Raw genomic sequence first — 7542 nt, forward strand, 5'->3', positions numbered from 1 at the left:
TTGGGGCGCGTGCTCTCGCAGGCAGAGCTCTACGGCGACTACCCGTGCCACCGCGCCCTTTATCATGCGGGCGCCTTGGCGGCGAGCTTTGCGGCTCAGCGCGAACTGCTAGAGGCCGAAGGCGTGGAATTTAGAGGCGAGCGCGCCCGTATGAAAAAGCACCGCTGGGAGTGGTGATTGTAGTAATTAAGTAGATTTTAAATTTATAATAATTTACTATATGTAATCGTCTTATGCATTTTTAAAATTTTTCTAAAACATGTAAATATTCAAATGTAGAATCAGCCTTATGCTTACGATTTTCGCTTTTATCGGCCTTAAACCTTTGATATTCTTTTTTTACTAAATCATACTTACCGTATTTGAGTAAAATTTTGCGAATTTGATACTCGTTCATCAGTCCTTCATTGTTGTAACTTAAAAAGATATATTTAAAATTTGCATTTTTTATTAAATTTTCAAATTCAGTTGCAACATCGTTTTTTGAACAATATTTCGAGCGCATATAGTTTCGTAATCCGGCCTTGCCCTTTGGAGTAAATTTATCATAAAGTGCTATGGTATTTAATAAGTGGTAGTTTGCACCATATTGCCGAGCATTATAAGGTGGATCCAGATATAAAATATCACCGAAAATCTCCTTTATCAGCTCATTTGCATCCATTTGATAAACATCGTGAACGTTGTCATTTATCTCAAATTTGGCCGCTTCTAAAACCAACGGCTTTAAGGCAGATACCTTGATATTTTTTAAAAACGCTCCATAAACAGATGCGGTATTTGCGACTTTATCTGCGCTTTCTATAAGCGAAGCCAACAAAAAATAGTAAATTTCATCGGTTATTTTTCCGATTTTATGCCATCTTTCTATTTCCTGCCTGACAGTATCTATTTTTTTGCCGTTTTCATCGCTAAAGTATTGGCGACCTGAACCGCTGCCAAAGCAATAGTTCTTGTAAATAAACCCGTCTTCAGCGGGTTTAAGATCGTTTAATTCACTTATCAAATCGTCCGTTTGTCTTAAAATTTTATGATTACCGATGTAGTTTTTATTTAAGACATAACTATAGGGCTCTATATCGTTTGAGATGACCTTTTTCACGCTTGCTTTAAAAGTCCGCCCGACTATACCGGTGCCCGCAAAGATATCGCAGAAAATTTTTTGCGATAAATCATTGCCAACAACTTTGCAAATCTCGTCTCTTATCCAGCTTGAGAGTTTAAATTTAGAGCCAATGTAGTTCATTGCGCACCGAGTAAAACAACAAAAGCTTGTGTTTTATAGGCAGTTTCACCCTTGACTTTATGCCTATAGGTAAATGAAATATCAAGTGGTTTGTCTAAATTTATATTTTCTATAGTATTTTTAGCTTCTAAAGGCGAGATATTCTCATCCAAATATACAATAAAAAGTCTCGGCGAATAACCAAATCGTCCTTCATCCTGGTATTCATATAGATACTGAGCTACTTTTGCGGGGTTATTCACCGCTATTTCACGTCAGCAATCCCCAAAATCGCGCTTAAATTCATTTGTGACGCTGCGAGATACTTTTTGATCGAAAGAAATACCATTTATAAAGAAATCAACACCGCGAGAATTCGATAGTGTCGGAATAATATTTTCATTTTTTAGAAATATCAAGCTCTCCAAAAAATCGTTTCTTTCAGTATTTATCTCTTTTATTCTGCGATATTTCACTGCTGCGATTCTAACCTTCTCATCTTTTTCAATTCTTGACGAACTTTCGGAATTTATACTTTGGACGAAATTATCAAAAGCTCCTTGAGAAAATGGCCAAGCGATATCTCCAAACCCGAGTTCTCTCCACTCCCTAAGTAATATTTCTATTGTAGCGGATCCGCTTTGTCCACGCTTAAATTTTGGCGATGATTTAAAAATATCTCGCACTATCGGTAATGCCTTTTCATAATTCCAATTTATAACGATTGAATTAAAAATTTTTCTCGAATCCATTCCCTTAGTATTAATATTAAGCCTTTTAAGAAATTCTTTTGCATTATTTGCATTAGAAAATATTTTCTTTACCAAATCACAATTTATCCTGCTCCTTATATCAGCAACTTGCATCAAAACTCCTTTTTAAAAACCAAAATATATTCGTGCTTAAAAATATAATAATCGTTTTTTAACGCACGATACCGCCAAATTCCGCTCGTGCCTAGTTTGCCGCGATTACCTTCGATATTTTTTACGACTATACCTTTTAACTTGACTTTAAAATTTCTCTTTATCATATCCATACAGTAAAAGCTAAGCGGCAAAATTTCGCTATTTTTATAAATATCGCCGATCACTACGGCAAAATAACGATTTTTGTCCAAAAATTTTAAAGAATTTTCACAGACAAGCTTAAATTTTTTTACAAATTCATTTATATTGTCACATCTAGATAGGTCGTTTTCGTCATTCGTAAATTTAACGATATCCATATAAGGCGGATGCATCAGGACGAATTGTACATTTTTAATACCCATATTTTCAAAATTTTTATCAACACTTTGGGCATTCATCGAATCACATTCGGCTACAAAAAAATCACTAAAATTCGAGCTTTGCATACTTTGGCGCACATAATCCAACATCAATGGATTTATATCAAAACCGATATATTTTCGATCCAAATTTTCGCACTCAAACAGCGTCGTGCCACTACCCATAAAAGGCTCAAACACAAATTCGCCCCTTTTGGTATATCGGCGCAGGAGTTGATTTGGGATCTGCGGGATAAAATTACCGTGATAGATGTTTTTATGTTTACCGCTTTTATCACGCTCGGCGATAAACCAAAGACTGTCGGTATTTATGTCGCATCTTTTCCAATCCGCTAAATCTATTTCATTAAACATATTGGCTAAACTCCATTTTGTCCTTAATTATACAAATTTTGTTTTAAACTTTCTATTAAAGCAGAAACAGGGTTATAATTTTTTTCCTAGAATTTTGGATTTTCAACCTTGCTTTTAAACAATATTCTTAATGGCATGGAATTCCGCACAGCTCACGCTTTAGACGCCTCAAAATCCTTCAAAACCGCGTTGTATACGCCCTCCTCATCGCAGTGGACGAGCAGCAGATCGCCCTCTTGCAGCACCGTCGAGCCGGTAGGCTTGATATATTCGCCGTGCCGCCTGATTAGGATGACAAGGAAATCCTCCGGCAGCTCAAGCTCGGCTAAAATTTTATCGATCAGCACGCAGCCGTGATCCACGGTGTATTGGCGCAGCGTGCGATAAAAGATCGGCATATTCGAATTGGGCTCCGCGCTCTCAGGCTCCGGCGGCTCGCGTACGCCGCATCTATCCGCGGCGCGCTCCAGGCTCATTCCCTGTATCAGCACCGAGATTAGGACCATAAAAAAGACGGTGTTAAAGATAAGCCCCGCGTGTTCGATTCCCGCGGCATACGGATAGGTCGCAAGCACGATAGGCACGACGCCGCGAAGCCCGACCCATGAGATAAAGACCTTCTCTTTCTTGCTGTATTTAGAGAACGCGAGCGATATGAATACCCCCAAAGGTCGCGCGACAAACATCAGCCATAGCGCCGTTACAAAGCCCATAAGCGCGACGGCGGGCAGCTCGGACGGGAAAACCAAAAGCCCAAGCGTGATAAATACCGTGATCTGCATCGTCCACGCTATGCCGTCGTGAAAGCCGATGAGGTTTTTCTTGTGCGCGAATTCTCGCTTATTGACGAACATTCCCGCGACGTAAACGGCGATGTAGCCGTTGCCGCCTAGCTTCATACACAGCGTAAAAAGCAGCGCCACCCACGCCATCGAAAACACCGGATACAACCCCCAATGTTCGAGTCTTAATCTATTGAAAATCGACGGCAGCGCCCTACCGAAGGCGTATCCCATAAGCCCGCCGATGAAAAATTGCTTGATTAGCAGCGTCAGCATATCGATCGCGCTCGGGCTTTGATTTAGCGAGATGATCTGGATGATCGTGACGGTCAAAAAGATCGCCATCGGGTCGTTGCTGCCCGATTCGAGCTCGAGCAGCGGGCCGAGATTGTTTTTCAGCGAAATTCCTTTGGCGCGCAGTATCGCAAAGACCGCCGCAGCGTCGGTCGAGGAGATAATGGCGCCCAAAAGCAGCGCTTCAAGCCAGCTGAAGCCGAGCAGAATTTTAACCAAAACCGCCGTCGCACATGCGGTGACCACCACCCCGAGCGTCGCCAAGATGATGCCGCTAGCCATTACAGGGCGGATCGATTTTAAATTCGTATCGAGCCCGCCCGCGTATAAAATATAAATAAGCGCGATCATGCCGACGTCCTGAGTGATGCGGTGGCTCGTAAAATCGATGCGCAAAAGCCCGTCCGAGCCCGCGAGCATCCCCACTGCCAAAAATACGATGAGCGAAGGAAGTCCGAATTTGCCCGAGATCTTGTTAAGCACGATGCTTGCGATGAGTAAGATCGCGGCGAAGAGTAGAAATTTTTCCAAAAAGCGCTCCATAATTTTTTCAAGATTATAGCGGGTTTTCCCCATTTTTAGGCGGGTTTTTGCGATAAAATTTTATTGAACGAGCAGGGGGCGAAATTTTAAATTTGCTCCGCTCAAACGAAACCAGATAACAGAGCCGCGGGGGTCGTAAAATTTTAAAACTCGGTTGAGCTTGAGCTTCAAAATTTACGATTCGATATATCGGCAAAATTTTGCCGAGAAATTTTTACAGATTCGTTTAGGATGGCGAATCGAGATTGGAATTTTACCACGCCGAGTCGGTTCGGTGCGCCGAGCCGCCCATTAAAATTTAGAGGCGCAAGCCCGTGTTTGCGAGCTTTGCGTGCAAAATCTCGGTTTAAATTTATCGCGGGCGGATTGCGGTTAAAATTTGAGATCCGAAACTCGCTTCGGTTAAATTCGATCGCGACGTGGATTTGTTTTAGTTCGATAGGCGGGACATCGCGGCATAAATTTAATACTAGCGGCGTCGCGGTTGAAATTTAATCGCGGCGCAGCATCTGTTTGCTTCTCGCAGGATACGGGCGCCGCCAATGCTATGGTGAAATTTAGGGCGCTGTGCCCTCGGGTTTAAATTTAATCGCCGCTTGTGTCTATCCTGCGCGCGGCATGGACGGATCATTTAAATTTAATCGCTTCTATCGCGACTTGGCGCAAGCATTAAAATTTGCGATCTTTCAAATTTTGCCGCGCCGCCTTATAGGGCGGTGCCTTTGGCGGGCGTGAAAAGCCCTTGCATATCGACGCCTTCGAGCTGCAGCAGCTTGATTTTTCTATCGATGCCGCCTGCATAGCCCGTGAGGTTGCCGTGCGCGCCTATGACGCGGTGGCAGGGGATGATGATCGAGATTTCGTTGTGTCCCACGGCGCCGCCCACGGCTTGCGCGGACATCTTCGCTAGCCCGCGTACCGCGGCGATTTCGCGTGCGATCTGCCCGTAGGTCGTGGTTTTGCCGTATGGAATTTTAAGTAAAATTTCCCACACGGCGCGCCTAAACGCCGAGCCCGCGGGATTTAGAGCGGGCGTAAAACCCGGCTCGCGTCCGCTAAAATACAGATCGAGCCAGCGCCTAGTTTGATCGAAAACGGCCAGGTTTTTCCCCTCAAAGTAGCCGCTTTGCTCGTTCGCGCAGATTTTTTCGCTCGCGCCTTGCGCCGAAAGATTGGTCGCATAAGATTTTTTGCTTACACTTTGAGCCGTGAAATCGCGTGCGCAGAATTTTTCGCTCGCTACGAGTACGTTTGCGCAAAATTTTACGTCCGTGCCGCTCTCCGCTTCTGCTGCAAAATCGCGTGCGCAGAATTTTTCGCTCTCTATAAGTGTGTGCGCGCAGAATTTGCCGTCCGCGCCGCTCGCCGCTTTTGCCGCAAAATCGCGCTGTGTTTCGCTTGCGGCGCGCTGCTCCTTTGCGAGCAGATCGGTACTGCCCTGCTTTTTATCCGCACTGCTCGTCGCGAGAGCGTGCGCGTAGTATTTCTCGCTCTCGAACCACAGCCCGCAAAGCCCCACCCCATCGCCCGCGAGCGTGATTTTGCCAAGCGGTGAGTCGTAATATGCGATAAATTTCATCATTGCTCCTATTTTGCGCTTTTACGATTAAATTTAGGCGCCGCAAATAGCGCTTAAATTTCCCAAATTTCTAAAATTTGCGGACAGATTTTAGCTACGCTTTGCTTAAACTCCGCCTTTTGCGCGGCGCTGGGGTCGCCAAGGGCTTCAAATTTGCAAAAAAGCTCGGCAATCTTTAGCCAGCCCGCAAGATTTAGATCGAATTTTTTCAAATTTGCTTCGGACAAAAACTCCAGATCATGGTCGTAAAACGCGATCTCGCCGCTAGAGCTTAGCAGCCAAAGATCGCCGCTGCCGCCGTCTGCAAAGATACAAAACTCGCGCAGCAGCCCGCTATCGCCCTCGAAAGGAAATTTCGCCGCATCGTTGCAGAGCGCGATCTCATGCTCTTTCAGCACTCTAAAATCGCCCGCAATCTCCCTGCCGAGGTATCCGCCTAGGATATTTTTAAGCTCGTTTTTGTTCAAATTTTATTTCTCCGCTTTAGTTTCGCTTTTTGGCATAGAGCATAAAAAAGCCGACCATCGCCGCGAAGATCACGCACATCGCAAGCGTCACAATGAGCGTGCCGTGCGCCGAGCCGCTTAAAAACAGCCCCGTCGTGTTCATCCCGAAAAAGCTCGTGATGAAATTTAGCGGCAGCAGCAGCGACGAGATGATTGTGAGAATGTAGATGTTGCGGCTAATCTTGTCGTTTTTGAGGCCCTGGATGAACTGATAGATATCCTCGATCCTGACGGCGTATTCGCTCATCACGCCCTTGAAAACGCCCGCTTCGTAGGCGTAGTTTTTCAGCCGCTTTTTCAGCGCCGGCTGCTCGTTTCCGCAGATGAGCAGCGCCTCGTAGAAATGCGAAATTTTGTTTTGAAATTTGCGGATTTCGTATTTTAGGACAGAGTGCCTTTTCATAAATTTTGAAAAATCGCCGCGGCGCGTGTAGATTTTTTCGTAATTCTCAAGCTCTGCGGAGTGCTCTAAAATTTTATCGCGATACTGCGCGAGGATCTTTTTAACGACCGCGAAAAATTCTGCTTCGCTGCTAAGCCGCACCTCGCCGCTCGCACCCTCTTGCGAATAGATCGCGCCCGAATCAAAAATAAAGCGGTAGTTTTGCTCGCGCGGCGCATCCGTCACGAAGTACACATACTCGCGATCCTCGGCGTAGTAATAGCCCGAAACACTGCGCTTTTCGGTAATCGGGTTCAATGAGGCCTCCTTGCTTAATCGGTTTAAATTTACGGAATTTCAGAATTTCGCTGCCTATAAGAATTCCGAAATTTCGCCGCCACTTAAATTTTATCGTATTTGGAATTTCAAAACTCTTTGACGCTTGGAATTTTAAAATTTTGTGAGCTGTAAATTCCGGCTAAATTTTAAAATTTCGCATGCCGTAATTCAACCCCTATTAAAATTTAACGCGAGCCGTAAGGCTCGCACCGCTTAAAGCGTCGTCGGGGGATGGGTGGGGTTTGGG

At 44.7% G+C, this 7542-nt stretch carries 7 protein-coding genes; all 7 read right to left on the reverse strand.

Annotated elements, in window-relative coordinates; genetic code table 11:
- Window positions 1–241: 241 nt before the first annotated feature.
- The 7 genes from Q0438_RS07285 to Q0438_RS07315 all read right to left on the reverse strand — a co-directional run bounded on the left by Q0438_RS07285 (window position 242) and on the right by Q0438_RS07315 (window position 7274).
- Entirely contained in the window at window positions 242–1246 is a 1005-nt protein-coding gene (locus tag Q0438_RS07285; RefSeq protein ID WP_299189688.1) for a DNA adenine methylase, read from the reverse strand.
- A gap of 254 nt (window positions 1247–1500) precedes the next feature.
- On the reverse strand, window positions 1501–2091 hold the full coding sequence (locus tag Q0438_RS07290) for a hypothetical protein (RefSeq protein ID WP_299189690.1): 591 nt from the start codon (window positions 2089–2091) through the stop codon (window positions 1501–1503).
- The gene (locus tag Q0438_RS07295; protein WP_299189692.1) at window positions 2091–2870 is read right to left on the reverse strand and encodes a DNA methyltransferase; all 780 of its coding nucleotides are present in this window, start codon (window positions 2868–2870) and stop codon (window positions 2091–2093) included. The genes Q0438_RS07290 and Q0438_RS07295 overlap by 1 nt, the downstream gene beginning before the upstream one ends.
- 152 nt (window positions 2871–3022) lie before the next feature.
- The gene (locus Q0438_RS07300; protein WP_299189702.1) at window positions 3023–4477 is read right to left on the reverse strand and encodes a potassium/proton antiporter; all 1455 of its coding nucleotides are present in this window, start codon (window positions 4475–4477) and stop codon (window positions 3023–3025) included.
- 718 nt (window positions 4478–5195) lie between these two features.
- Window positions 5196–6068: a methylated-DNA--[protein]-cysteine S-methyltransferase gene (locus Q0438_RS07305; RefSeq protein ID WP_299189708.1), complete on the reverse strand. Its 873-nt coding sequence runs from the start codon at window positions 6066–6068 to the stop codon at window positions 5196–5198.
- Window positions 6069–6121: 53 nt separating this feature from the next.
- Window positions 6122–6535 (reverse strand): hypothetical protein, encoded by a 414-nt coding sequence (locus Q0438_RS07310; protein WP_299189711.1) that lies wholly within the window; start codon window positions 6533–6535, stop codon window positions 6122–6124.
- A 16-nt stretch (window positions 6536–6551) separates the two neighbouring features.
- On the reverse strand, window positions 6552–7274 hold the full coding sequence (locus Q0438_RS07315; protein WP_299189713.1) for a CorA family divalent cation transporter: 723 nt from the start codon (window positions 7272–7274) through the stop codon (window positions 6552–6554).
- Between the last annotated feature and the right edge of the window lie 268 nt (window positions 7275–7542).

It is taken from the genome of uncultured Campylobacter sp. (assembly GCF_938030785.1).
Lineage (GTDB): Bacteria > Campylobacterota > Campylobacteria > Campylobacterales > Campylobacteraceae > Campylobacter_B.

Coding starts and splice junctions, on each gene's coding strand:
- Q0438_RS07285 (WP_299189688.1), bottom strand. CDS start 1,246: ATGAACTACATTGGCTCTAAATTTAAACTCTCAAGCTGGATAAGAGAC.
- Q0438_RS07290 (WP_299189690.1), bottom strand. CDS start 2,091: ATGCAAGTTGCTGATATAAGGAGCAGGATAAATTGTGATTTGGTAAAG.
- Q0438_RS07295 (WP_299189692.1), bottom strand. CDS start 2,870: ATGTTTAATGAAATAGATTTAGCGGATTGGAAAAGATGCGACATAAAT.
- Q0438_RS07305 (WP_299189708.1), bottom strand. CDS start 6,068: ATGAAATTTATCGCATATTACGACTCACCGCTTGGCAAAATCACGCTC.